Annotated in this window: 25 protein-coding genes and 1 tRNA gene; 8 read left to right on the top strand and 18 right to left on the bottom strand. The window is 33.9% G+C overall.

Translation table 11 applies throughout. The features are described 5' to 3' along the window. Positions 1 to 33: 33 nt before the first annotated feature. From MTP08_RS02615 to MTP08_RS02605, 3 genes are all read right to left on the bottom strand, one after another. Entirely contained in the window at positions 34 to 405 is a 372-nt protein-coding gene (locus MTP08_RS02615; protein ID WP_047482647.1) for an NADH-quinone oxidoreductase subunit A, read from the bottom strand. Positions 406 to 524: 119 nt separating this feature from the next. Continuing rightward, positions 525 to 701: a hypothetical protein gene (locus MTP08_RS02610; RefSeq protein WP_209389157.1), complete on the bottom strand. Its 177-nt coding sequence runs from the start codon at positions 699 to 701 to the stop codon at positions 525 to 527. A 1-nt stretch (position 702) separates the two neighbouring features. Continuing rightward, the gene (locus tag MTP08_RS02605) at positions 703 to 1,827 is read right to left on the bottom strand and encodes a GNAT family N-acetyltransferase (protein ID WP_243576937.1); all 1,125 of its coding nucleotides are present in this window, start codon (positions 1,825 to 1,827) and stop codon (positions 703 to 705) included. A gap of 103 nt (positions 1,828 to 1,930) precedes the next feature. Between MTP08_RS02605 and MTP08_RS02600 the strand changes: the two genes are divergently transcribed. Continuing rightward, positions 1,931 to 2,620, top strand: a complete 690-nt coding sequence (locus MTP08_RS02600) for a zinc metallopeptidase (protein ID WP_243576936.1) — start codon at positions 1,931 to 1,933, stop codon at positions 2,618 to 2,620. A 71-nt stretch (positions 2,621 to 2,691) separates the two neighbouring features. On the opposite strand, the gene MTP08_RS02595 is transcribed toward MTP08_RS02600, so the two are convergent. The 7 genes from MTP08_RS02595 to rbfA all read right to left on the bottom strand — a co-directional run bounded on the left by MTP08_RS02595 (position 2,692) and on the right by rbfA (position 10,470). Further along, a complete protein-coding gene (locus MTP08_RS02595) occupies positions 2,692 to 3,297 on the bottom strand; it encodes an IMPACT family protein (RefSeq protein ID WP_243576935.1) in 606 nt (201 codons plus the stop codon). Positions 3,298 to 3,305: 8 nt separating this feature from the next. Continuing rightward, positions 3,306 to 4,331, bottom strand: a complete 1,026-nt coding sequence (ribD, locus tag MTP08_RS02590) for a bifunctional diaminohydroxyphosphoribosylaminopyrimidine deaminase/5-amino-6-(5-phosphoribosylamino)uracil reductase RibD (protein ID WP_243576934.1) — start codon at positions 4,329 to 4,331, stop codon at positions 3,306 to 3,308. Positions 4,332 to 4,399: 68 nt separating this feature from the next. Next, complete coding sequence (locus MTP08_RS02585; RefSeq protein ID WP_243576933.1) at positions 4,400 to 6,202, bottom strand: DUF349 domain-containing protein; 1,803 nt, start codon at positions 6,200 to 6,202, stop codon at positions 4,400 to 4,402. Between the two features lie 75 nt (positions 6,203 to 6,277). Next, positions 6,278 to 7,015: a shikimate dehydrogenase family protein gene (locus tag MTP08_RS02580; RefSeq protein ID WP_243576932.1), complete on the bottom strand. Its 738-nt coding sequence runs from the start codon at positions 7,013 to 7,015 to the stop codon at positions 6,278 to 6,280. Positions 7,016 to 7,085: 70 nt separating this feature from the next. Beyond that, a complete protein-coding gene (locus tag MTP08_RS02575; protein ID WP_243576931.1) occupies positions 7,086 to 8,849 on the bottom strand; it encodes an endonuclease in 1,764 nt (587 codons plus the stop codon). Positions 8,850 to 8,905: 56 nt separating this feature from the next. Beyond that, complete coding sequence (locus MTP08_RS02570) at positions 8,906 to 10,105, bottom strand: ABC transporter permease (protein ID WP_243576930.1); 1,200 nt, start codon at positions 10,103 to 10,105, stop codon at positions 8,906 to 8,908. Positions 10,106 to 10,110: 5 nt separating this feature from the next. Next, positions 10,111 to 10,470 (bottom strand): 30S ribosome-binding factor RbfA, encoded by a 360-nt coding sequence (rbfA, locus tag MTP08_RS02565; RefSeq protein WP_243576929.1) that lies wholly within the window; start codon positions 10,468 to 10,470, stop codon positions 10,111 to 10,113. Between the two features lie 81 nt (positions 10,471 to 10,551). Between rbfA and mce the strand changes: the two genes are divergently transcribed. The 3 genes from mce to MTP08_RS02550 all read left to right on the top strand — a co-directional run bounded on the left by mce (position 10,552) and on the right by MTP08_RS02550 (position 13,509). Further along, positions 10,552 to 10,950 carry a methylmalonyl-CoA epimerase gene (gene mce, locus MTP08_RS02560; RefSeq protein ID WP_243576928.1) on the top strand — a complete coding sequence of 133 codons (399 nt, stop codon included), beginning with the start codon at positions 10,552 to 10,554 and terminating at the stop codon, positions 10,948 to 10,950. A gap of 62 nt (positions 10,951 to 11,012) precedes the next feature. Next, positions 11,013 to 11,086, top strand: a tRNA-Ile gene (locus MTP08_RS02555). 128 nt (positions 11,087 to 11,214) lie between these two features. After that, positions 11,215 to 13,509, top strand: a complete 2,295-nt coding sequence (locus tag MTP08_RS02550) for a GAF domain-containing protein (RefSeq protein WP_243576927.1) — start codon at positions 11,215 to 11,217, stop codon at positions 13,507 to 13,509. On the opposite strand, the gene MTP08_RS02545 is transcribed toward MTP08_RS02550, so the two are convergent. Beyond that, positions 13,506 to 14,669, bottom strand: a complete 1,164-nt coding sequence (locus MTP08_RS02545) for a Pycsar system effector family protein (protein WP_243576926.1) — start codon at positions 14,667 to 14,669, stop codon at positions 13,506 to 13,508. The genes MTP08_RS02550 and MTP08_RS02545 overlap by 4 nt on opposite strands. 26 nt (positions 14,670 to 14,695) lie before the next feature. On the opposite strand from MTP08_RS02545, the gene MTP08_RS02540 reads away from it, so the two are divergent. Then, positions 14,696 to 18,409 (top strand): metallophosphoesterase, encoded by a 3,714-nt coding sequence (locus tag MTP08_RS02540; protein ID WP_243576925.1) that lies wholly within the window; start codon positions 14,696 to 14,698, stop codon positions 18,407 to 18,409. Positions 18,410 to 18,522: 113 nt separating this feature from the next. Here MTP08_RS02540 and MTP08_RS02535 read toward each other — a convergent pair whose 3' ends face one another. The 6 genes from MTP08_RS02535 to ruvX form a co-directional block, all read right to left on the bottom strand. Beyond that, the gene (locus MTP08_RS02535) at positions 18,523 to 19,392 is read right to left on the bottom strand and encodes a hypothetical protein (protein WP_243576924.1); all 870 of its coding nucleotides are present in this window, start codon (positions 19,390 to 19,392) and stop codon (positions 18,523 to 18,525) included. A 2-nt stretch (positions 19,393 to 19,394) separates the two neighbouring features. Beyond that, positions 19,395 to 20,474: an FUSC family protein gene (locus MTP08_RS02530; RefSeq protein ID WP_243576923.1), complete on the bottom strand. Its 1,080-nt coding sequence runs from the start codon at positions 20,472 to 20,474 to the stop codon at positions 19,395 to 19,397. Further along, on the bottom strand, positions 20,475 to 21,242 hold the full coding sequence (gene mazG / locus MTP08_RS02525) for a nucleoside triphosphate pyrophosphohydrolase (RefSeq protein ID WP_243576922.1): 768 nt from the start codon (positions 21,240 to 21,242) through the stop codon (positions 20,475 to 20,477). Between the two features lie 212 nt (positions 21,243 to 21,454). Beyond that, the gene (locus MTP08_RS02520) at positions 21,455 to 22,015 is read right to left on the bottom strand and encodes a DUF5606 family protein (RefSeq protein WP_243576921.1); all 561 of its coding nucleotides are present in this window, start codon (positions 22,013 to 22,015) and stop codon (positions 21,455 to 21,457) included. 70 nt (positions 22,016 to 22,085) lie between these two features. After that, positions 22,086 to 22,658 carry a peptide deformylase gene (gene def, locus MTP08_RS02515; protein WP_209389110.1) on the bottom strand — a complete coding sequence of 191 codons (573 nt, stop codon included), beginning with the start codon at positions 22,656 to 22,658 and terminating at the stop codon, positions 22,086 to 22,088. Next, on the bottom strand, positions 22,655 to 23,071 hold the full coding sequence (ruvX, locus tag MTP08_RS02510) for a Holliday junction resolvase RuvX (protein ID WP_243576920.1): 417 nt from the start codon (positions 23,069 to 23,071) through the stop codon (positions 22,655 to 22,657). Before ruvX ends, def begins: the two co-directional genes overlap by 4 nt. A gap of 113 nt (positions 23,072 to 23,184) precedes the next feature. Between ruvX and MTP08_RS02505 the strand changes: the two genes are divergently transcribed. Continuing rightward, positions 23,185 to 23,661: a SixA phosphatase family protein gene (locus MTP08_RS02505; RefSeq protein WP_243576919.1), complete on the top strand. Its 477-nt coding sequence runs from the start codon at positions 23,185 to 23,187 to the stop codon at positions 23,659 to 23,661. Positions 23,662 to 23,715: 54 nt separating this feature from the next. Here MTP08_RS02505 and MTP08_RS02500 read toward each other — a convergent pair whose 3' ends face one another. Continuing rightward, positions 23,716 to 25,257 (bottom strand): serine hydrolase, encoded by a 1,542-nt coding sequence (locus MTP08_RS02500; RefSeq protein WP_243576918.1) that lies wholly within the window; start codon positions 25,255 to 25,257, stop codon positions 23,716 to 23,718. A 147-nt stretch (positions 25,258 to 25,404) separates the two neighbouring features. Here MTP08_RS02500 and MTP08_RS02495 point away from each other — a divergent pair, with 147 nt between their 5' ends. Further along, positions 25,405 to 25,902 (top strand): metallophosphoesterase family protein, encoded by a 498-nt coding sequence (locus MTP08_RS02495; RefSeq protein ID WP_243576917.1) that lies wholly within the window; start codon positions 25,405 to 25,407, stop codon positions 25,900 to 25,902. Positions 25,903 to 26,079: 177 nt separating this feature from the next. Beyond that, complete coding sequence (locus tag MTP08_RS02490; protein WP_209389105.1) at positions 26,080 to 26,574, top strand: Smr/MutS family protein; 495 nt, start codon at positions 26,080 to 26,082, stop codon at positions 26,572 to 26,574. Positions 26,575 to 26,580: the final 6 nt, after the last annotated feature.

The following is a 26,580-nucleotide window of genomic DNA, read 5'->3' as shown; positions in this document are numbered from 1 at the left end:
TTGCGATTTCGCATTCTTTAAAATAATCCGAATTTATTTATCCCAATCTAATGCTCCGCGTTTCCAAACGTAGAAAAACGCTAGAAAGAATATCGCTACGAAGGTAAGCACTGCAAAAAAACCTTCAAGACCAAATTCTCTAAAGTTAACAGCATAAGGATAGAAGAATACAATTTCGATATCGAAAAGCACAAATAATACTGCTGTTAAGAAATATTTAATAGAAAAAGGAGTTCTGGCATTTCCCTCAACAGGCACACCACACTCCCAACTTTGGTTCTTTACAGAATTTCCTTTCTTTTGTTTGGGTCCCAAGAAATGTGCACCTAATAGAGAAATGGCTACAAAGCCCACTGCAACACCAGCTTGGATAAGTATCGGAATATAACTTTCAGGTAAATTCATTTTTACATTATTATCTCAAGTTGCAAATTTAGGCAATAAACAATAAAGGGTGAAATTAATCAACTTAAAAGTCTGATTAAATTAGGAAAAAGCGATAATTTAGAATGAATAAAAATAATTTATTTCTTCATTTTTTTTAGCAGGGTAAATGCCATAAAAGAAATATAACCAAAAAGAATACTTGCATAAACGATATTGATTACAGTATTCGTTTTATCATCATCCACTTTAAGAAATAAATTGTACGATACAAACCCCGCAATAAGCACAGCAAAGATGAAAAGATGTATTTTCATATTAAAATTTTAAGGAATAAGTTCTTCTTCTTTTGTGATTCACCGGATTGTAATCTTGCCATAAAAGCTGAATACTTTTATTGTCTTCAAGTTCGGGATTAGTTTCCAGATATTTAACACCTTTTTTGCGGAAAATTTTCCATATTTCTTTAAAAATAATAGAAGTTACCCCACGTCTTTGGTAATCGGGATGAATCCCTATCAAATAAAAATTTGCTCTGTCGTTTTTTCTGCCTGCCTGAAGAAAATACCACCATCCGAAAGGTAAAAGTTTTCCTTTAGACTTCTGTAAAGCTCTGGAATAGGAAGGCATTGTGATGGCAAAAGATACCAGTTGATTATTCTCATCGGCAACGCAGACAATAAAATCTTTATCGATAAGTTTAAAGTATTTTTCTTTATAGGTTTTCCTTTGTTCATCGGAAATTGGCGTATAGGTAGAAAGATGTTTATAGGTTTCATCGAGCAAATCAAACATAGGATCTACATACTCTAATATTTCCTCTTTATTTTTAAAATGGAGAACTTTCAGTTTGTATTTCTGCGATATAAGATCGTTGAATTTATGCACTTTCTCAGGAAGAATTTCCGGAAATTTCAGTTCAAATTCTACCCATTCTTTTTCTTTAACCAAACCTAGTTTTTCAAGGTGTTCGGGATAATATTTATGGTTGTAAATACCAATCATTGTCGCCAGTTTATCGAAGCCCAATGTGAGCATTCCGGCTTTATCAAGATTTGTAAATCCCATCGGACCTTCAATCATATTGATTTGATGTTCCTTAGCAAAATCAACAGCAGCATTAATAAGGGTTTTAGACACTTCCAAATCATCAATGAAATCTATCCAGCCAAAACGTACTTTTCTTATTCCAAGCTCTTTTTCTTCCTTATGATTGATGATTACAGCGATTCTCCCAACAATCTGACCATTTTTTTTTGCTAAAAATTTTTTAGCTTCAGAATAACTAAGTGCAGGATTCTCATCAGAATTCCAAATATTTTTTTCATCATTAACGAATGAAGGCACAAAAAAAGGATTATTTTTGTACAAATCCATAGGGAATTTCACAAAATGATTGAGATCTTCTTGAGTTTTTACTTCAAAAATTGAAATTTCTGACATGATTTTCGGGTAAAGTGAATGACAAATATAATTAATAATACCCAATGTTTTGGCACAATTTTTATATGAATTCAGTGATTATTAAATTTTAAACTTTAAAAAAATGAATGGTTATTATCTTATAATAGGAATTATTATGCTGGCTAGCTGGCTGGTTTCCTCAAGATTAAAATCCAAGTTTGAATATTACTCCAAAGTCCACCTGAGAAACGGAATGTCTGGAAAGGAAGTGGCAGAAAAAATGCTCAGAGACAACAATATAAACGATGTTCAGGTGATTTCTGTTCCCGGACAATTAACCGACCATTACAATCCCGAAGATAAAACAGTAAATCTTTCTGAGGCAGTTTATATGCAGAGAAATGCAGCAGCGGCGGCAGTTGCAGCACATGAATGCGGTCACGCAGTGCAACATGCAGTGGGTTATTCTATGTTACAATTGAGATCTAAACTTGTTCCTGTTGTAAATATCAGTTCCAACTTAATGCAGTTCGTTATTATTGCAGGAATTGCGGTAATGATTGCAAGTGGAAGCAAATTATTATTAACAATTGGAGTAATTATGTTCGCTGCAACAACCCTGTTTGCTTTTATAACACTTCCTGTAGAATATGATGCGAGTGAAAGAGCAATGAAATGGCTAAAAGATACCGGAACAGTTACTTCTGAAGAATTTGTTGGAGTACAAGACAGCTTAAAATGGGCAGCAAGAACTTATGTAGTTGCCGCGATAGGATCATTAGTTCAGTTACTTTACTTTGCCTCTCTATTAATGGGCGGAAGAAGAGATTAAAATAAGACAGATTTTAAAATAAAAAATAACATCTCGGACAAAATGTCTGAGATGTTATTTTATAAATTATTTCAGTTAATAATGATACAATTGGTGTGCTGAATATTGTGTATAGAATCTACAATATCGTCTGTATATTTGGTTTTTATTCTTGCTAAAATAACGGCGTTCTGTTCAGCATCGAAGTTCAACACTTTAGCATCAAACTTTGAGAGTAAGGTAAAAATAACATTCTGCTGATTGAAGTTAAATGTAATTTCAATCTTTGTTTCGAGTTCTTTTGTAATTATTTCAGCTTCTTCCAAAGTAACTTTTGCTGATTCTTTATATGCTTTTACCAAACCAGAAACTCCCAGTTTTGTACCTCCATAATACCTTACCACCACAAGAAGAATATTGGTAAGTTCGTTAGCGAGAAGCTGATTGTAAATTGGTAAACCAGCACTTCCGGAAGGTTCTCCATCATCATTGGCACGGTACAACTCACCTTTCAAACCAAAACGGAATGCATAACAGTGATGCGTTGCTTTAGGATGCTCTGTTCTCACTTTTTCTAAGGTTTCTTTAAGTTCGGTTTCATCCTGAACCGGGAAGGCAAATCCTATAAACTTGCTGCCTTTTTCTTTCAGCAGAATATTTTCAACAGGTCTTTCGATGGTTTGATATTCGTACAACATTCACGCTTCTAATTAGAATTTTTATAAAACTCAATAACATTATCTCTGAAATCCTGCACAAAAGAAGGAGTAAATAAAAATTTCGGAGCCGGAGTTCCATTTTCTAAAGTGAGATTATTATTTCTGATAACCAAAGTCTCGTCCCACAAACCGGCATCTATAAATTGTTGCAAAACAATGCTTCCACCCTCTACAATTACCGATTGAATCTGCATTTCATGAAGCTTGTTCAAAAGATTTTGAATAAAATTTTCTCTGCTTATTTTAATAAATGTTACATGTTTTTCGTGCGATTCTTTTACAGAATTAAACACTAAAGTTTCTGCTTCATCATTAAAAATATGATAGTTTTCAGGAACTTTCAAATCCATATCAATAAGAACTCTAACAGGATTTCTTCCAACGATTTCTCTTGTAGTAAGACTTGGATTATCCCTCATTGCCGTCATGGTTCCGATAAGAATAGAATGCTCGTTATTTCTAAGCTGATGCACAAACTGCTTGGTAAGAGAATTACTGATCTGAGTGGGTTTAAAATCTTTATCCATAAAATGATCGCCCGACTCCGCCCATTTTAAAATGATAAAAGGACGTTTTTTTTCGTGAAAAGTAAAAAATCTTTTGTTTAAATTGATGCATTCCTGTTCCAAAACTCCCGAAATTACTTCAATTCCTGCATCTTCAATTATTTTTTTTCCTTTCCCGTTTACTTTATCGTGGGAATCTAATGCTCCAATAACCACTTTTTTAAAACCCAACTCCACAATTTTGAGAGCACAAGGTGGAGTTTTCCCAAAATGAGCACATGGCTCTAATGATACATAAATGGTTGATTCCGGAATAAGACTTTTGTCTTCTACAGAATTAATAGCATTAATTTCTGCGTGATTTTCTCCTGCTTTTTGATGATATCCCTCTCCTATTATTTTTCCGTTGTGTACAATAACACTTCCCACCAAAGGATTTGGATATGTATTTCCGGTAGCTTTCTGTGCCAATTCAATACACCGTCTGATAAAAAATTCGTGCTGCATAAGACCAAAAAAGCGAATACAAATTTCTTTGCTTCGCTTTACATTATTAAAATTAAAGTTTATTTTTTTTATTCACCAGAAATAATGCTGTGAAGATTTTGTTTTAAAGTTTCAAGATGAGCTTTTTTATCATCAATGGTATTAAAAGTATCTCTCAAAAGCGGGTTATCTCTCGTTGGCTTATTGAAAAACGCTAAATTATTTTCAAGTTTAACGATTTCAGATTCCAAATCAGCGATTTGATTTTTAATTTTTCTAGCTTTATCCGTTAGCTGATTTTCAGAAAGACCTTCTTCTTTCAGTTCCAGCTCATTAATTTTATTAAGCTTCAGTTTTTCTCTTAGCGTACGGTTAAATTCAGAATTTATTGCCATTTTATCTCTCGGAACTTTCCCAATATTGTTCCAAGAAGTTTTAAGTGCTTCAATTTTCTCTACACTGCCTTCCTCGTCCGAGATTGCTTTAAGTTCTTCAAGAATATCTTTTTTAAGCTTGTAGTTTTCCTTCCAGTTATCGGTAGAAGCACTGCTTTTTTCTCTGTAATTATTAAAAAATGTATTACAAGCTTCACGGAATTCATCCCAAATTTTATTGGTCATACTTTTGGGTACATGACCAATTTTCTTCCAGTCTTCCTGAAGTTTTTTAAACAAACTCACAGCAATATCCCAATCTTCAGACAACATATTGTCTTTAGCAGTTTGGATGAGTTTCAGTTTTTCTTCAAGATTCTGTTGCTGAGAACCTTTAAGAGATTTATAGTAGTTATTTTTAACAGTGTTAAAATTCCTCAATGTCGTTTTAAAATCATTCCAATTCACATTAGAAAGCTTTCTTGGTACACTTCCTGTCTTCAGAAAATCTGTACGGAGAGCTTCAACCTGCTTAATGGCATTTTGCCAATAATTATGATTGGCATTTTCCAGATTCTCTGCAAGCTTTTTTATATTGGCAATAATTTCATTTTTCTTCTCAAGATTAGCATTCTGTTCTGCTTCAATTGTTGCTGAAAGCTCAGTTTTTCTTTCATGAATTTTGTTGGAAATCTCTTTAAATTCATCCCAAGTTTTTTCACGAAATTCTTCCGCCACCGGTTCTGCCTCTTCTTTCCAAAGTTTATGCAAATATTGCAGTTCGTTGAGTGCTTTTTGCACAACAGGTTCATTTTCAAGCTCTTTAGCACGAGCAATAATATGCTGTCTTTTTTCTAAATTATGGCTGTACTCCTGCTCCAAAAATTCTTTATTCATATCCAACATCTGATAGAACTGATTCAGATGGTGGAAATAATTGTTATTCAGTATTTTAAATTCGGATTTTGCAACCTGACCTGCATTAGACCACTCTTCTTTAATTTCTCTTATAGATTTAAAAAGATTGGTTCCCGGTTCAGAATTGGTATAAAGATTCTTTAGACGTTCGATAATCCCCTGTCGCTGATCGAGATTTTTTTTCTGCTCTTCTTCCTGATTTTTCTGGAAATGATCGTTCTTTTCCTTAAAAATATTGATAAGTGCGGAAAGTTTGGACTGAGAAGGATGTTCAAAACTGAAATTTTCCGGTGCATTTCCTGCATCTACATATTCATGTTTTTTATCTTCCACCTCATCGTGAATATAATGATTTGCTTTATCCTTCAACGCATTGAACTCCCTAAACCTCTCTCCTGCATCGCTGGAATTGATGATTTTCTCCATTTCCTTTAACGTATCTGCAAGAGACAATTCTTCGGCAACAACGTGCTGATCTTCATCAGAATGTTGTTCTTCATAATTGTTTTCTTCAGTTTTCTCGATTTTCGCTTCGTTTTCCTGAATTTCTACAGAAGGTTTGTTTTCTTCGTTTTCAGAAAGATTATTTTCTGTTGTCATAGCAAATCTTTTATGATAATGGCTTTACATTACTTACCCATGATAGCAAGCCACCAATTAAGTTACTAATTTATGTTATTTTTTTTGAAACGACCAAATTTCCCAAGCTTTTTCTGCCTGTTGCTCGAGCATATACAATCCATTAACTGTTTTTGCTCCGTTTTCTGCAGCTTTTATAAGAAATTGCGTACACTCTGGGTTGTAAATTAAATCTATTACCAAATGCTGTTTTGTAAGTGCTTCGAAAGGAAAACGAACACAATCTTCCACATTCGGGAAAGTTCCTACAGGTGTGCAATGAATAATTAATGTATGTTCAGAAACAATATGGGCATCAATATTATCAAAATTCAATTCAGATTTTCTTGAGATTGTTTTAAAAGGAATCTGGCGTTTATTTAAAACATACTGAACCGCTTTAGCAGCTCCGCCATCTCCTAAAATAAGAGCAGATTGATGGTGAGATTTCTGATGGGCAGCCAAAGTTTTTTCGAATCCGAAAGCATCTGTATTATAACCTTTTCTTTTTCCATCTACTATAGCAATACAGTTTACAGCTCCTATTTTTTCTGCTTCATCGCTCAGTTCATCAAGATATTGAATAACTTTTTCTTTATACGGAATCGTTACATTCAGCCCAAAAATATTTGTATCGGAGAAAATTCTTTCAATTTCTTCAATTTCCTGTATATCAAAAATTTCGTAAGAATATTCTGTAAGGTTCTTTTTTTTAAATTTTTGCTCAAAATAGTTTTTAGAAAAAGAATAGGAAATATTCTTACCAATCAGCCCGAGTTTATGTTTAGATTCCATGTATCAAAAATAAAAAAAAGACCAATAACAATTGGTCTTTTAATGAAATTAAAATGGATGATTTTTAAACTTATTCCACTATAAATTTTGTTGAAAAAGTATCCGTTTTTAAAATATAACTTCCTTTAACAAGTCCGTTTAAGCTGATTTTACTAGAATCTTTAAAAGGATTGGCAACACTCATCACCAATTTCCCGGAAAGATCGTAAATCTCAGCTTTTGTAATTTTATTTACGTTCTCACCTTTTACAAAAATCTCATGGTTTCTCACAGGGTTCGGATAAACTACGAAAACATCTTTGCGAGTAGCTTCAGATGTAGACAATGTACTGCAAGTCCAGTATATATTATCTACAGCAACAGCATTAGAAGCAACAGAGTTGATTAATTTTATAGTGAAATTCCCTGAAACATTAAGATTGTTCAAAGTAGTGGTAATCGGATTTTTACCATAAGGAATACTTCCCACATTTACTCCGTTTATTTCCACAGCAAGACTTCCGGGATTTCCAGAATATTTTTGTTGAGCGGTAACTGTTAAACCCTGAATTCCTCCTGAAATTGAAGAACTTGTAAGATTTCCGTTCTTGAAAGTTATTGCTTTATTAGTAATCATCTGATCCGTTCTTGCATTGGTAGCTGTCCAAGAAGCACTACTACCCGTCCAAGATCTTGTACTGTAAGTGGATGAAGCAGCAGGAATATTATCAAAATATTCAGAACCACAAGATCCCACCAAAGTAGTAATGGTTGCAGTATTGCTTTGTGCAGATAAATTTCCTGCAGCATCTTGTGCAATTACGGCAAAACTGTAAACTGTAGATGGATTTAAGTTGACAATAGTAGAAGAATTGGTTGCCGAAGTTGGATAAAGCACTCCATTTACATACACTATATAACCTGATACTCCAACATTATCTGTAGAAGCTGTCCAGTTTAAAACAACCGAATTAGAAGTTATGTTATTTACTGTAAGATTGGTTGGTGAGGTAGGAGCCTGAGTTTCAGTTACAGCAGTATTCCATACAAGATTTGCAAAATTAGGATTGTCAATGTAAGGATTTCTATTCCCCTGAAAAATATATGTTCTATTATTTCTTTCAATTTCGGTAAGAGAAACGGGATCCTGATTATGCCAAGCTAACAACTGATTGAGTTCCCAAGTTTGCAGTCCTGGATATGCACTATTACCCAGCATATCTCCTGAAGCGAATGAACTTAGCTGATTTTCGTATCTGGTAACAAAATAAAAAATCATCCTTGCGACATCTCCTTTAAATTCATCGATAGGTTCAAATACAGTTTGTGAATAACCTGCAGAAATGGAATTCCCCCTTTTAGAACCATTTAGAGACTGGTAATCTGGAGTTCCTACAAGTCCGAAAGGAAAATTTCCTCGTTCTGCATTTACTTTACCATCTGTGGCACGTATGAAATGTACGTCAGATTTCATAGGCAGATTCTCACTGAACAAACTTTGAGGTACAATATGCTCTCTATTGTAACAGTCTCCTTCTGCGCTATAACCGTTGCTCCCGCACTGGTCTGTGGTAATTCTATAATTATAAGAATCAGGATTTGCTGAACTTTCAGAATAAATATCTAAAATTGAGTTGTCTCCCTCGTAATATTTGTCTCTATCGGTCGTTTGATAGGCGGTCCATAAATCACCGTAAGATATATTGGTTGAATGCCCTGCAGTAATAATATTTTTAAGGTTGGTCTTAAGCGTAGCTCCTGTACCCGTTGCATTATTGTAATACCCTGGAGGAATTTGAGCAGAAACAAACACAGGAAACACCGCGATTAATAAAGAATAAAAAATTTGCTTCATTTTTTTTGAATTGGACGGCAAATTTACAAATATTCTTAATCTATAATGTATTAATTTTAAGTAATATAATTTTTACTTATTTTGGAGAAAAACCAAGAGATTAAAACACCAAACAACGCCGCAATAGCAGAAACAATAAGGTAATTTTTACCAACAATCTTCACCGGGAAAGGAAGATCTTCAACCGCTTTGAACAATTCTGTGTATAGCTGAAAATAACACAACGCCGTTCCCAACAACAAACCAGACAAAATTCCCAAAACAACAATAAGAATTCCTGTATAGAAATAAGTCATCCTAAGATGCTTTAAGGGGAATCCTAGAGAAATTAACGATTTTGCCTGCTGTTTTTTATCAAGCTGAAGAATAATAATTGCTCCTGCAAGATTAAACGTTGTTATGAAAATGACCAAAGCGAAAATAAGATATATAAACAGCTTTTCGGTATTAATCATTTTCCAGAAAGCTGCATTTTCTTCTTCTTTTGTTTTTATCTCAATATTACCACCAATTTCTTTTTGCAGTTTTTCCTTTTCAGAATCTGCATTTTCTGGATTTTTAAGTTTTATTACAATTTGGTAGGCAGAATTTTTGGGAAGGTTAAGAAGTTCCTCGGCTAATTCAATCGGTGCAATTACATAATTATTCAATTGTTCATTACCCGGAAAAATCCCTGTAACGATAATATCTCTTTTATTATAAATATCTTCTTCCTTGTTAATAATTCCTGTTCCCGATTTAGGCATAAAAATAGTAGCAAAATCTTTGTCCGAATCCACAGGTATTCCCAATCTAATCTTTAGAGAATGCTCCATAATTACCTCGTTTTTATACTCAAAAGACGGATAATTACCAAAAAAAATAGTTTTATTAACTGGATTTACTTTTGTATAAGAAGAATCTACCCCGCGCAAAAAAGCAATATCTCCTTTTCCATTAAAGTTTACGTAAACTTTCTCCTCAATTACGCGTGAAAAATCTGAAATTTCTTTATCCTTTTTTAAAATTTCATTTATTCTTTGGAAATTTTTAATGGTTTTACCAGAAGTGCTTTTTACAGTAAGATCTGCATGGAGGTTAGATATAAGAGTTTTATTGAAATCTTCCAGTCCGGAAAACACCGAAATAATAACAAACATTGCAGCCACCGCAACACTCATTGCCACAGCTGCAAGCCATGTAATAAAAGTTACAGCCGTACTCCCCTTTTTAGACAAGAGGTAACGAGATGCTATATAAAACGCAATGTTTTTCAAAATGATTATAAAACAGGATTATCGCCTTCTCCTCTCAGTTCTCTTTCTATTTTTTCCACATCATCCAGTGTTGTATCTAGATAGAAGTTTAATTGAGGAATAATACGAACTTGTTTCGCCATTTTCTGTCCGATAAAGTTTCTGTATTGTGCTTTATTCTCTTCAATTTCTTTCATTACAGCTTGTCGAAACTCCTGAGGAAAAACACTAAGATAGATTTTAGCAATACCAAGATCGGGCGTTACTTTAACATCCGAAACAGAAACAAGAATACTTTGTTTACTTTCTGATGCCTGTTTGCGGAAAAGTTCTGCGAAATCTTCCTGAATAATCTGTGATACTTTTCTTTGTCTGTTACTTTCCATAATTCATGCAAATTTAGTATTTTTGTTTGAATTGCTAACTTGAAAATTTGGCTTAATAACCAAATAAACTATTATTGATATATGAAACTAGAACATATTGGTATTGCGGTAAAATCTTTAGGCGTTTCAGACGAACTATTCGCTAAGCTTTTGGGAAAAGAACACTATAAAAAAGAATCTGTAGAAAGAGAAGGGGTTATCACTTCATTCTATGAAGTTGGCGAAAGCAAAATTGAACTCTTGGAAGCCAGTAAAGAAGAAAGTGCAATTTCAAAATTTATAGATAAGAAAGGAGAAGGCATTCATCATTTAGCATTTGGAGTAGAAAATATCTTAGAAGAAGTAGAAAGATTAAAAAAAGAAGGATTTATTTTTATCTCCGAAGAACCCAAAGAAGGCGCTGATAACAAATTAGTTGTCTTTTTACATCCTAAATCTACAAACGGAGTTTTGATAGAATTATGTCAAGAAAAACCTTAAAAAGTTTTGCAGATAAAGAAATTTTACTATTTTTGCAATCACAAAATTTAACCAAATTTTGAGGTCCTATAGCTCAGTTGGTTAGAGCACCTGACTCATAATCAGGTGGTCCCTGGTTCGAGCCCAGGTGGGACCACAACCAAACCCTTGAATACATTAATATTCAAGGGTTTATTTTTTTTCAGAGTAATCGCTTTAAAAAAACTTAAAACCAAACTGATGTTTTCTTTAACTTTGCCGAAGAATTTTTAGAGGTTTTAGATAGTGTTTCTCACAGAAGACAATCCATTTCAGGTTTTCGTTTCGTTCAAAAAATATTTGGATGTATTGGAGCATATACGCTATAACGACCGTTTGGAATACAGAGCCAAATATGCAGAATCTCTTATCGAAAAAGTTAAAAAAATCCCTGAATTAAGAGATGGATTTCAGGATCTATCACTGCTGGAAAAACATTCAGAACTTATTAAACTGCTGCTTGCAGATTTATTTCCTAAAGGACTTACTTACAACGAAATTAAAGCCGCCAGTGTTCCTTTGGCAAGTATTACTTTCAACTATACCGAAAGATTTAAAAACATTCTTTCGGATGCCGGAACCGATTTTGAAATTAAATTGAGAGATATTAATCCGGACGAATTTTACATCTTCTGCTGTTGTCTTATTTTGCAGCTTCACTACAACACAGATTTTAGAGCTAATTTTCCACTCTATTACGATATCCCAAATAAAAACGGAATTCTAAAACACTATAAAATTACATTTAATTCCGATTTTATTGATATCTATCCTGAAAACGGAACTAAAATCCCCAGTTTGGAAACAGCAGAAATGCTTTTGGAAAATATTGACGACATTTCTCTGTGGAAAAAACATTTTCCGCCAAAATCTTGGATATTGCGTGGTTTTACCATCATTAGTCTGGTAGACTGTACAACGGAAATTGCACTTTCAGATTTAAAATCAACCATTATTGAAATTGATCCTGAAAACCCTGTTTCCAATGAAGATCTTCTTGAAATTTTCAAATCCTATTTTGATGTCCCCGATTTGAATTTTGGCTTGATGATTTACAACAAGAAATATAAAAAACTTGAAAATCTGCCTATTTACGAAAATGTTTTTACAAGCTATATTTTAGATTTCTGGCTCAAAACCTTTAATGAAGAAGTAAGAAAAGCAACGCTCGAAAACATTACTTATAATTCTCAGCCCATTGTGGTTGGAAACGTAAATAAACTGGATGAGGAAATAAAAAAAATACCTTCTTTTCAGCTTATCAAAGAAGCCAATATAAAGAGTTTCATTATTATTCCGGTGATGAAAAATGGGGAATTGATGGCCATTATGGAATTTACTTCTTCTTTACCCAACAGTTTGAATGGTTTAAAACTTAAGAAAATGGAATTTTTCACCGAAATGATCCTTTTCTCGGTTTCCCGCTTCAACTCAGAAAGAGACAACCATATTGAAGCGATTATTCAGCGCGAGTACACTTCTATTCACGATAGTGTATTTTGGAAATTCAGGAATGAAGCCGAAAAGTATTTCAATGCATCACTCACCAGAAAAATTTATACACTTAAAGAAATATCTTTTAAAAACCTCACTCCCCTATTCGGTTTTTCGGACATCCGATCTTCTTCGGAAAAACGTTTTATGCTGATGAAAGAAGACCTCAACGAGCAGTTAGATGTTCTTCTGGATGTTTTCAGCCAATTCAATTCAGACTCAGAAAAATATATTTTGGCTGTTGAAATTCTAAAAAACGAAATAAATAACGAAATAAAAGCAGATACCGAACAAAGATTTCAGCGAATGATTCAGACTGAAATACATCCTTTTTTACAGGCAAAACTGGAAACTGCAGACAATATTCAGGCTAAAGAAAAGATAAAATCCTATTTCCGGCAGATAAATACTCAAAATCAGCTTTTTTATCATCAAAGAAAAAACCTGGACGAATCGATAACGTTGGTTAACCGTATGCTTGCCGATATTTTAGACAGCAGACAGAACATTGCCCAACAGATTTTCCCTCACTATTATGAACGTTTTAAATCGGACGGAATTGAACATAATCTGTATGTGGGACAAACCATTGCTCCGAATCTAGAATATTCTCAAAAACATCTGAACCAACTGCGTTTCTGGCAGCTTGAAACCATTTGCAAAATGGAAACTGAATTCAGAAAATTTCAGCCAAGCCTTCCTATTCCGCTGAATATTGCTTCTTTAATTTTTGTTTATAATGAAAAAATAGACATCCGTTTCCGAATGGACGAAAAACGTTTTGATGTAGACGGAGCCTACAATTCTTATTATGAAATCATCAAAAAAAGGTTGGATAAAGCCCATATAAAAGATCGTGAGGAAAGAATAACCTCACCGGGAAAAATCGTCATTGTTTATTTCGGAATGGAAAACCAAAAAGAATATCTTCAATACATTAATACCCTTCAAAAACAAAACATTCTGAAAAACGATGTCGAATTATTGAAAGTAGAAGATTTACAGGGAATTTCCGGTTTGTTGGCTTTAAGGGTTTCGCTTCATTAAAGGGTTAAAAATGCGTAGGCAAATGCCAAAACAGAAATAATAATTCCTGCCATGAAAATGGTGTACGTTGTAGAAAGAAGTTTATATTTTCTGTCTAAAACTTTTCCGAGAAAATACAAATCTTTAATCATAGAATCATAAATATAATCTCGGTCTTTCAGCAAATCTCGCATAGCCGAATGAAAATCATCAAAAAGCATCTGGTGAAAGTTACCAAAAAACAATAAGTTTACTTTTCTTTTGGCAACGTCTTCTTGGGTAAAATGAGTTTTAGTAACATTAGGCTTGGTAGACAATATTGCAAAAACAATCGTAAGAACACTCGATAAAAGAAGTAAAAACGTAGGAATTATTAAATGTACATTTTTCGGAGTATCTAATTTTGGCACCAAAACAGAAAGGCATACCGAAATAATAATTGCATTTACAGAAAGCAAAATATTGGCCTTACTGTCGGCAATATCGCTTAATCTTGTATGATTATTCAGGGTAACACGAAATAAAGTATCTACGCTTCGGTCAGATTTAGAATCTTTTTTATCCGAATCATCTTTATTCTGTTTATCTTCTTTATTGAGTTTTTTCTCAATCTTTTTTACATTTTTCATCTTCAAAGGTTCCCAGTTTTCTTGAGCATAATTGGTGAAATACCGATGCTTGTTTTTTAGGAAATCTACATTCAGTTTATCCCATTCTTCATTAGAAAAGCAGGTTCCGCCGGTAAGCTCCCACTCTTTGCGCAAAGCTTCAGAAATATCGTGATAAGTAGGGCTTGCAAAATGACTGAAATCTGCATCTTTTATAATTTTCTCAGATAAATTTTTCGGCTGATAACATTTTTCAGTAGATAAAATGAGCTGATAAACATCATCTATATACGCCTGCGGATAATTTTCTTTCTGCAGAAACTCTTTCATAATCTCAGCACTTCTTTTTTCGTGACCTTCAGCATTGCAGTCGGTAAATCCCACATCATGAAACCAAATGGCAAGGATTACTTTTTCTCTATCTGCTTCAGAAATATCCGAGTGCTTTATTATTTCTTCGGCTTTGTTTACAGCACTTGTGGTATGAATAAAATTGTGATAAAAATATACAGAAGATAACTTATCTTTGAATAAGTTTTCAACATACACTTTAGCCTTGTCTAATATGTTCATCACTAAATTTTTCTAACTGTAAATGTATGAATTTATCTTCTAAATATACTCCCAAATATTTTTCTGCAATATTTCAGATCATTCTTTTTTCAGCAGCCATGCTATCGTGTGCAACCTACACCGTAAATAAAGGAAAAAATCTTCCCGAAGTACAAAAAGGCAAAGAAGAAAAGGAAAACGACTACCAGATTTTTCTGATTGGTGATGCAGGAAATGCAGAAGAAATACAGGCACAGCAGACTTTAAATTTTTTAAAAAACAAATTAGATTCTGCAGACGAAAACTCCATGGTTATTTTTCTGGGAGACAATATTTATCCACTCGGAATGCCGAAAGAAACCGATAAAGAATATCCGCTGGCAAAACAAAAAATGGAAAACCAACTTGCCATTACCAAAAACTTCAAAGGAAAAACTCTCGTAATTCCCGGAAATCACGATTGGTACCATGGTTTGGAAGGACTGAAAGCACAGGAAGACTTCGTAAAAAGCTATTTGAAAGATAAAAAATCTTTTCTTCCCAAAAACTCATGTCCAATAGACGATATCAGTCTGTCTAAAGATATTAAGCTTATTGTGATAGATTCAGAATGGGCATTAATAGACTGGGACAAATACCCGGGAATCAACAAAAACTGTGATATTACCACCCGTGACGATTTTTTCACAGAGTTTAAAGAGTTAATCATAAAAAATCAGGATAAAAGGATTATTGTTGCAGTACATCATCCTGTAATGAGTTCGGGAGTTCATGCAGGTTTCAACTCGGCAAAATCTCATCTTTTTCCTTTGAAGAGTAAAATACCTGTTCCGGGAGTTGCTTCACTTATCAATATTCTGCGAAGTTCTTCCGGAGCGAGTATGGAAGACCTAAGCAACAGCCATTACACCGATTTTGCCAACAGGATAAAAAGCATTATTCAGGATAAAGAGAATGTTACTTTGGTTTCCGGTCACGATCATAACCTACAATACCATCAAGATAAAAACATCCGGCAGATCATTAGCGGAGCCGGTTCTAAAACCGATCCATCTACCATTGTAAACAACACAGATTTCTCTTACGGCGGTAGCGGATTCGTTGTTTTAAATTTAAAAAAAGACCAAAGTTCTCAGGTAGAATTTTTTTCTACAAAAAACAATAAGCTCGAAAAGCTTACGGAAATCTCAGTGATCGAAAAACCAAAAACTGTTGAATATAATTTCACAGAAAACCTGCCTAACACCCAAATTTCAACAATTTATTCAGAAAAACTTACTCAGAAAGGAAAAATATACCGTTGGCTTTGGGGAGATCATTACAGACAATATTATGCATTATCGATTGAGGCTAAAGTGCGAAATCTTTCGGATATGGATCCTGGCTATTCTCCTTTTAGAGAAGGTGGAGGCAACCAATCTAACAGTCTTCGTCTGAAAGCCGACAACGGACAGGAATTTGTGATGCGCGGAATTAAAAAAAGTGCCGTTCGTTTTCTTAACGCACAGGCATTCAAGAAAAATAATCTGGGCAACGAACTTACCAATACTCTTCCGGAAAGATTCTTACTAGATTTTTATACCACAAGTCATCCTTTTACAGGTTTAGCTGTAAATAATATGGCAGATAAAATTCATCTTTTCCACAGCAACCCAGAACTCTATTTTATTCCTAAACAAAAAGGTTTAGGAAAATACAATGAAAACTACGGGGATGAACTTTACATTATTGAAGAAAGATTTTCTTCGGATAAAAAAACGCTTCAGTCTTTGGATAATGCATCAGATATAATTTCGACTTCGGATTTATTGAAAAACATGCTGAAAGACAGCAAATATTCGGTAGACAAAGAAACATATATTCGGGCGAGAATTTTCGATATGCTGATTGGTGATTGGGATCGCCACGAAGACCAATGGAAATGGGCAGAATACAAAACCGGAAATAAAGTGGTTTACAAACCTATTCCGAGGGACAGAGATCAGGCTTTCAGTAATTATGACGGAGCAGCTTTTAAGATTATTATGAATATCCCTGCAATCCGCCACATGAAATCTTTTAAAGATGATCTTAAAAATGTTCGTTGGATAAATATGGAACCTTATCCATTAGATTTAATTCTTTTAAAATCTTCGGATATTAAAGACTGGGAAATTCAGGCAAAATACATTCAGGAACATCTTACCGACAAAGATATTGATGAAGCTTTCCAAAATCTCCCAAAAGAAGTACAGGATGAGACCCTATCGGATATTAAAAGGAAATTAAAACTCAGAAAGCAGAAAGTAACGCATTATGCAAGCCAATATTACCAGATTTTACAGGAAAAAGTTCCTTTAGCAGGAACCGTTAACCGAGATAAATTTGTCATTATCAAACATCATGACTCTGTAGATGTAAAACAATTTAAAATTAACAAAGACCAATCGGAAGAACTTGTTTTCGAAAAAAATTATTCCTCTGAAAAAACAAAAGAACTCTGGATTTACGGATTGGAAGGTGATGATATTTTTGAAGTTTCCGGAACTGGAAATCCAAAAACCAACATTCGTCTTATTGGCGGGTACAATCACGACACTTATAACGTTTCGGATGGCGGTAAAGTAAAAATTTACGATTTTAAATCGCAAAAAAATACGTACAATGCAAATAACACAACCAAAAGAATAACAGATGATTATGATGTAAATACCTATAATTGGAAACATCCGAAGTATAATTTTGTAGCAGGATATCCAAATGTTAATTTCAATCCGGATGACGGCGTAATTTTAGGGTTTTTAGCCAATTATACCGTAAACAATTTTATCCGAAATCCTTTTACTCAAAAACACAGTTTGAGTGCCAATTTTTATACTGCAACAGGCGGATTCAACCTAAAATATAACGGAATTTTCAAAAAAGCTATTATGGGATGGGATGCTGCAATAGATGCTTCATATACCACGCCTTATTTCGCAAGAACTTTCTTTGGTTTGGGGAATAATAGCGTAAATGATGCCGGAGAAGACGACAAAAATTTTAACCGTGCAAGAATTTCGCAGTTCAGATTTGCTCCTTCTATTTCTACAACTAACTGGCTGAATTTAAAGCATCAGTTTCAGCTTAGCTTCGAAAACAGTAAAGTGCAAAGAAATAACGACCGTTTTATTGCTGTTTCTTCAGATGTAAGACCAGAAGTTTTTTATAATCAGCAATTTGCAGGAGTTAATTATACATTCAGCTTCAAAAATATGGATAATAATGCTTTTCCTACTTTGGGAATGGAATTTCTAGTTAACGCAGGTTGGAAAACCAATCTTCAGGAGCTTAACAGGAATTTCGCATCACTTTCAGGAAAAATGAGTATTTTCCATAGAATAGATAAGAAAGGAAAATTTGTTTTCGCAAATTCTACTTATGCGATGATGATTAATAATAATCATTTTGAATTTTTTCAGGCGGCTGCAATTGGAGGAAATAATGCCATGAGAGCTTACCGAAATGAAAGATTTGCCGGAAAGTCTTATCTCGCCAATAATTCGGAGATACGATGGGATTTCGGCAGAATAAAGAACAGTATTGTCCCGGTAAACATGGGAATCTTGGTAGGTTATGATGTTGGAAGAGTCTGGATTGATAATGAATATTCCCGCAAATGGCATCAAGGTGCTGGTGCAGGTTTTTGGCTGAATATTCTCGAATCTTTCTCAGCAAAAATACAGTATTTTGTAGGAGAAGATGGTGGAAGAGTTTCCGGTGGTTTGGGAATGAATTTCTAAGCCCAAAAAACCATTAAGTGATAGAAAATATTAAAAAAGCATCTCAATTAATCATTTTTGAGATGCTTTTTTCGTAAAAATAACTTCAAGCTATTTCGAGATTTTACAGTTTCTTATTGTAAGGAATATTTATATACATTTCCGCCTTCTTTCTTGTTTCTTTCATCGGCAATTAGCAATGTTTTATCATCAAGAAAAACAACAGCTTCTTTTTGTGAATTGTGATTTAAAGAAATCTTGAGAATTTTGGCTGAATTAAAATTATCATTTCCAAAGCCGGATACAATATGAATATTTTTATGAGTTAGAAGTACAATCTGATTTTTAGAATTGATCGCTGCAGAAGTAATTGCAGCATCATCATAAGTTCCTTCCAACTTAAGTCTGCCGATAAGTTTTGCCTCAAAATCACCTGCCTGATTAGGAATTTTGAATACCAAAAAAGTACCGTCAAATCCTTTACTTCTGTTTTTTGTAAATAAATAAAAATATCCGTTTTTTTCTACAAAAGCTTCACAATCGTACAGCCAGTTCGATTTTTTTGGAGGAAAATCTGTCTGACCTTCATAATGAAATGTTGTCTTTTGGATAACTTTTGTCGATTTTTGATTTTCACTTTTCAAATCAATTTTAATAATTGAAAGATTTTGCCGGTCGTTATCGTTATTACCAAAATCTCCAATATACAGATTGCCATTTTTATCGGATGTAATATCTTCCCAGTCGTTATTTTCTGTGTTTTTTACCAAAACATCAGCAACTTGCATTCCTCCCCGATCCAAACCATACACCATATTTTTATTACCGGCATCTTCTATCGCCCAAATTATTTTCTTATCTGGAGAAAGTGCAATTCCTGAAACTTCTTTAAGCTTTTTAGGCAATGAAAACTCTGTCTTTAAAACATCCGAACTGGATGAATTCTGAGATTTCGGGTTGCAACTCCATAATAAAAGCACACCTAAAATGATTATGCGCAACATATCTATTTTTTTAATTTTTTAAACTGAAAGTAAGAATACCTCACATTTTTCTCAATGCTGTTAATTATTTTCTGATGATGCAGAAAAAATCCTGCAGTTAAACCTAATAAACTTCCGATAATGGTATCTAGAAGTCTTGCATACATTAGCGTTTCTACATCGTGATGAACTTCACTTGCTGCTTCTACCAGAAGAATCGTTAGCGGAGTAATAAAAATAACTGCCAAACCATAATTTCTTATTACAAAAAACTCAATTAAAAACTGCAAAACCGTAATTATGAGAATAATAAAAATTTTTTCAGGATTAAAAAAAAGTATCAGCCATGTAAAACCAATTCCAACAAATGTTCCCAAAATCCTGTGCATATTTCTTTGTCTTACATGCTCGAAATTTCGTCCCTGAATGATGGCAACGGTTGCAATAGAAATCCAGTAAGTATTTTTAAATTCGAGAAGATGCCCAACCACCAGTGTAAGAGCCATAAAAAAACCGATGATGGCGCTTTCTACAAATTTGGTATATCTTCTTTTATTAAAACTTCTCCTCGGAACCATTACCACCTTACTTTTTGCGATAAAAACAGAATAGAGAAATGCAAACGAACAGGAAAGGATAGCTCCCATAGCTACCAATCCTACCCTTGTGGGAATCATCTCCAGATCGAATTTATAGGTACTTGCCATTGAAGCCATCATGATGAAGAAAAAATTTCCGGGAGGGGGAATTTTAAAGTAAGAGGTAATAAAATGGGCAAGAAAAGCAACAATTCCTACAGAAAGAGCCGCAAAATAAATATTAAATCCGAAAAAAGAGCTTACTGCAAACGATAAAATAATTCCGAAAGCACAAACGGCAAGATGAATCATTCTCTGCGTGATAGGTGCAGATGTAAAGTATAAAATGGTTAATGCTCCCAAACTTGAAAGAGCACCATAGTTGGGTTTATCTAAAAAATATCCTATATACAGACAGCTTCCTACGCATAATGCTGCCAAAAAAGGGAAATGCCATTTTCTGTCTGTCTGTTTGAATTCCAATAAATATTGAAATCTATGAGGAGCGGGATTCTGAACTTTCATTTATTGTAAAAGTTTAGCTTTTTCCCACAAAACATTCATTTCTTCTAACGATAATTCTGCAAGATTCATATTATTTTCAACGGCTAATGTTTCCATTTTTTGAAATCTCGAAATAAACTTATTATTGGTTTTCTCCAGTGCAGAATCTGGATTGATGCCCGAAATCCTTGCATAATTAATCAACGAAAAAAATACATCACCCAATTCTGTTTCTTTTTTCTCGGGATCTGTTTCCTGATGAAATTCCTGTATTTCCTCATCCACTTTTTTCCAGGCATCTTCGGCATCATGAAATTCAAAACCAATTCCTTTTACTTTATCCTGAATTCTGTACGCTTTTACCAAACTCGGAAGACTTTTAGGAACTCCGCCTAAAATAGACGTATTGCCTTCTTTCAACTTCAGTTTTTCCCAGTTTTGTTTTACTTCTTCTTCATCTTTCACGGTTGTATCTCCATAAATATGAGGATGTCTGAAAATTAATTTTTCATTTAAGGAATTAATTACGTCTGCAATATCAAAACTCTGTTTTTCTGAACCTATTTTAGCATAAAAAACAAGATGAAGAAGCACATCTCCGAGTTCTTTTTTAATCTCCTGCAAATCGTTTTTCAGAATCGCATCAGAAAGTTCGTAGGTTTCCTCCAGAGTTAAATGTCTTAAAGATTCTAAAGTCTGTTTTTTATCCCACGGACATTTTTCCCGAAGATCATCCATAATATCGAGTAATCTTCCGAAAGCGTCCAGTTTTTCTTGTTTGGTATTCATAATTAAGCTTGAAACTAATGCAAATTTAAGGGAAATCTTGAGTTTTTTTTATCTTTAAATAAAATAACCAAAAGTTCAGGGTTTGTAAACATTTAAAAAAACTACCTATTCTAAATTTCTTATTACTGTGTTTACATCAGTTGTTATAGCCATTATAAAACAAAAAACCTTATCAGTAATGATAAGGTAATATGGTAAATTTCAGGATTAAATTATCCCATTTTTCTGTGTGTGCTTTTCGCAGCTGCTTTTGCACCTGTATTTGCTTTTACTTTTGGTGCTGCTGGTTTTTCAGCTTTTGGTGCTGCTTTTTTTGGAGCATCTTTGTCTAAACTTACTTCTTCTGCTTTTTCTCCTTCCAAAGTTTCCGGTTCTGCTTTTACAAAACTTTCCGGTGTGATGTATCCTGCTTTATGAAGAATATTGTACCACTGAGCCAGTTTTTTAATATCAGAAGTATATACTCTGTCTGTATCGTAATTCGGAAGCGATACAGTCATAAACTCAGTAAGTTCTGCATCTGAAGATTTGTGAGAAATAGTTTCTTTATATTCTGTATTTTTTGCAATGTTTTCGAATACTTCAAACAAAGGAACTTCTTTGTCGAATGTAAACATCGCAATATTATCCAAAAGACTTACCTGACTGGAGTTTCCGATGCTTACTTTTTTCTTTGAAGTAACATCTTCAATGATAAAACCGTTTCTCAACTGCGATACCAGTTTATAAAGACCTGGTTTTCCCGAAATCGAAATTATTTTTTCTAACAGCATAATTTTTATTTTTTTAATTTCAACAAAAGCTTTCGGCTTTCTATTTATTATTTACTTTGTTTATGTTAATCTATTTTGGGAATCTCATTTTATAACTGATAGAGACATCTCCCTGAGTAATCTTGGCAAGTTTGCCTTTTACAAGTTTTTTCTTCAGTGCACTTAGATGATCCGTAAAAAGAGTACCCTCGATATGGTCGTACTCATGCTGAATTACACGGGCTCTAATATCGGAAAAAGTTTCTGTATGCTTTACAAAATTTTCATCAAAATATTCGATTAAAATGGTGCTTTTTCTTTTTACATCTTCTCTTACATCCGGAATAGAAAGACATCCTTCATTGAATTTCCATTCTTCGCCCGACTCTTCTAAAATTGTTGCGTTGATAAAAACTTTTTTAAATTCTTTAAGTTCCTCGGCAATATCTTCATAATCTTCGTCTTCAGCCAAAGGAGTTACATCTATAACAAATAATCTGATATCTAACCCAATTTGTGGTGCAGCAAGTCCTATTCCGTTTGCGCTGTACATGGTTTCAAACATATTATCAATCAGCTCCTGAAGATCAGGGTAATTTTTATCTATTTCTTTTCCGGTTTTTCTCAGAACCGGATCTCCAAAAGCTCTTATCGGTAAAATCATCTTATTTTCTGTTCTAAAAAATTCTGCAATATGATGGTTGCACTTACTTTATCTATTAATCCCTTCTGTTGTCTCTGCTTTTTAGATTTTCCACTTTGAGATATAAAAAACGATGCCATTTTAGAAGTAAAACGCTCGTCTAATCTTTCAACCTTAATATCCGGAAACTCACTTTTAAACTTTTCGATAAAACTTAAAATATCGGTTTCCACCTCGGAAATCTGTCCTTTTAAATCTACGGGAAGTCCTACCACAATTGCATCTACTCTATTCTTACTGAAATACTGCGCTAAAAAACTAATCAAAAAATGTGTTTCCACAGTATCTAATCCGCTTGCAATAATCTGCATATCATCTGTTGCTGCAATGCCGCAACGAGCTTTTCCATAGTCTATTGCAAGGATTTGTCCCATAAGTCTGCAAATTTAATAAAATTTACTGATTTTATCTGTAACACAGTTTTTTTTATAAAATTCCATTTATTAATTAATTTTTCTTTAATTTTATGTTGCTCAAAATCAATGCTATGAAAAAACTAATACTCGTAAGACATGCAAAAAGCGACTGGCCGGAAGAAACAGATGACTTCGACAGACCTTTGGCAGACAAAGGCCTTCAGGATGCTTTAAAAATGTCTAAACATCTAAAAAACAGCAGTATTAACATAGATTATTTGGTTTCGAGTCCTGCGGTAAGAGCATTGAATACCGGGAAAATCTTTAATGATACTTATCATTTAGATTTGGTAACCAATGATAAACTTTACAATCCTTCAGAAAATAACTTTCATTCTGTTATTTACGATCTTCATGATGATGTAAATTCTGTTGCTATTTTCTCGCATAATAATGGGATTTCAAATTTTGCCAACTCCATTACAGATCATATTTTTCATTTTCCGACTTGTGGTGTTGCCGGATTTGAAATCGACTGCGATTCGTGGTCTCAATTCGAAGGAGCAAGAAAAAAACTTCTTTTCTTTTACGAGCCTGCTAAAATTTAATTCATTCATTAAAAAAAAACGGACTCTCGAAAGTCCGTTTTTCATTTATAAATTTTATTTTCTTTTTAGATCCAAATCATCAAAATCGAAGCTAAAATCGGTAACATCTGAAATAGCTTTCATCTTTGCAGATTCGGCTTTACCGTTTTCATCATAATTAAATATAAGATAAGCATCGGCATCATAACTTCTGTCATCCCATTTGATGATGAAAGAATTATTGGAAAAAGGAAGCAGTTCTCCTTTTAATCTTGGCGAATTTTTACATGAAATTCTGTATGTATTTCCTACTGGAGAAATCTCTATATCGCCAAACCACTGGTCATTATACGTTCCTACAAACTGCTCAGGTCTCGGATGTAGATTTTTCTCTTTTCTGAATGCTTCCGACTTAGCAAATGCTTCCTTTTTCTGCTTACTGTATTCTCCGTCTGCTTTTTTCATTCTTTCGCTGTAAGTTTTCAGCCAGTTTCTATCTGCAATACCAAGATAAGAATCTTTCACAGTATTGGTAATCGTGTTGAAAGCTGCACCCGACTGCTGATTGGTTAAAACCACAATTCCCAGCTTCATATCGGGGATTAATGTAAACTGCGTTACAGTTCCATTTAAACCTCCTGTGTGCTGAACTTGTTTATGACCTTTTACATCGCTTAAAAACCAGCCCAATCCGTAACCATAAAAATTGGTATCATAAGAATTTTTTAGTGAAACCGGACTGGATATTTGTAAACTCCAAAGCTGTTGGATATTTTTATCTGAAACCAGTTTTTTACCATCTTTTGTTGTAAAATTATTCAGAAGAAATTGTGCCCAGATTGTCATGTCTTTAATATTACTCATAATTCCTCCGGCTGCGTTGGCAGTTTCATTCCAATCGTGAGTAATGGCTACCGCTTTACCATCTACCGGTGCGTGTGCATCAATTTTATTGGCAATCGCTTTTGCTCTGTTATAACTTCCGAAGCTTGCATTCATCCCAACTGGTTTCATTATTCTCTGTTCGATAAATTCTGCCCAACTTAGTCCGGAAATTCTGGTAATCACCTCTCCTGCAACGATAAACATGATATTGTTATAATCTAAAGTTGTTCTGAAAGGATTTTCAGGTTTTAAATACCTCACATTGTGCACAATATCTTTTACCGTTAAATTTCCACCTTCAGGAAAAAACATTAAATCTCCTTGTCCAAGACCTAAACCAGCCCTGTGTGTTACCAAATCTTTGATGGTTACATTTTGAGAAACATAAGGATCATACATCTGAAATTCGGGAATGTATTTAGAAACTTTATCATCCCAATTCAGTTTTCCTTCGTCGGATAAAATGGCAAGTGCAACACAGGTAAAAGCCTTTGAATTGGAAGCTATTCCCACCAAAGTATGGTCGTCCATCGGGAGCTTTGTAGTTAAAGAACGAACCCCAAATCCTTTGGAAAATACCGTTTTTCCATCTTTAATAATTCCTACAGACATTCCAGGAACATCAAATGTTTTCAAGGTATTCTGAATTAGCTCGTCCAGTTTTTTTTCTTCAACTTGTGCAAAAGAGATTAAAGAAAAGACAATAAAGAAGAAAGACAAATATCGTTTCATATTTTTTTTAAATTTTCTCAAATTTAATCAATTCAGTATTATTGAGTAAATTTGTTTTTAGATTAAAACCAGAAATAGATCATTAAAATATTTTTTTGAATTTACTTTGTTCTAAATCTGAGTTTTCCAATTAAAAGTTACTATTCTATGACTAAAATTCTGCTTCTTTCCGACACACACTCTTATATTGATGAAAGAATTTTAGATTATGCGAAGCAGGCTGATGAAATTTGGCATTGCGGAGATTTCGGAAGTTTTGAAATTATCGAACAACTCGAAAAAACAAAGCCTTTACGAGGTGTTTACGGGAATATAGACGGAGCAAAAATCCGTTCTGAATTCCCGGAAGTACATCGTTTTATGTGTGAAAAGGTAGAAGTAATGATGATTCATATCGGTGGTTATCCCGGGAAATATTCGCCTTTAGCTAAGAAAGAAATTTCAGAAAGCAGTCCGAAATTATTTATTTCGGGGCATTCTCATATTCTGAAGGTAATGTATGATGAAAAAAACAAGCTTCTTCATCTGAATCCCGGAGCTTGCGGAAAACAAGGATGGCATACCATGAGAACAATGTTGCAGTTTGTAATAGATGGTGAAGAAATAAAAGATTTAGCCCTGATTGAATTGGGTAAAAAAGTTTGAATTCTTATTTTTGCAGAGTTCAGTTTTACCCAAAGTAGTATTGAACGTCATTTGATTGGTGTGAAATATTTTAGCCCTGATTGTAGCGGTTACCCCGCAACAGGAAATGGCAAATGCAATGGAGTGAGGAGTATGAGCGGAAAGCAGGTTCCCGGCTCCTAAAAAAAATAATATCGTGTGAAAATTGGAGATAAAGTTTCTGTGGTAGATGAAGATTTAGGCGGGGTAATTACTTCGGTGAATGGGAATACTGTTGTTTTTAAAGATGAATATGGATTTACACATTCTTATCCGAAACAAAAACTGGTCCCGAAAAACGCTTCAATCTACGATAACATTGAGATCGTTAAAAAAGCAGAACCCCGAAAAATAAGTTCTAAAAAGCACGACAAAAATCCATTTGTTTTGGATCTTCATTTTCATTATTTAGTGAAAAACACTAATGAATACGATAGTTTTGAAAGACTTTTTATTCAAAAAGAAAAACTGCTGGAAACCATTAGTTTTTGTAGAAAAAACCATTTGAAAAAACTCGAAATTATACACGGAATCGGCGATGGCGTTTTGCAGAAAATGGTATTAGACGTTCTCGAAAGCCAGACTGGTCTGGATTTTTATAATAAAGACATTCTGCATCATCAATCGGGTGCGGTAATGGTAGAATTTCACTAAATTTGC

The organism is Chryseobacterium oryzae, assembly GCF_022811665.1.
GTDB lineage: Bacteria > Bacteroidota > Bacteroidia > Flavobacteriales > Weeksellaceae > Chryseobacterium > Chryseobacterium oryzae.
The sequence above is the reverse complement of the archived record's forward strand: the minus strand, read 5'-3'. Positions and strand labels throughout refer to the sequence as shown.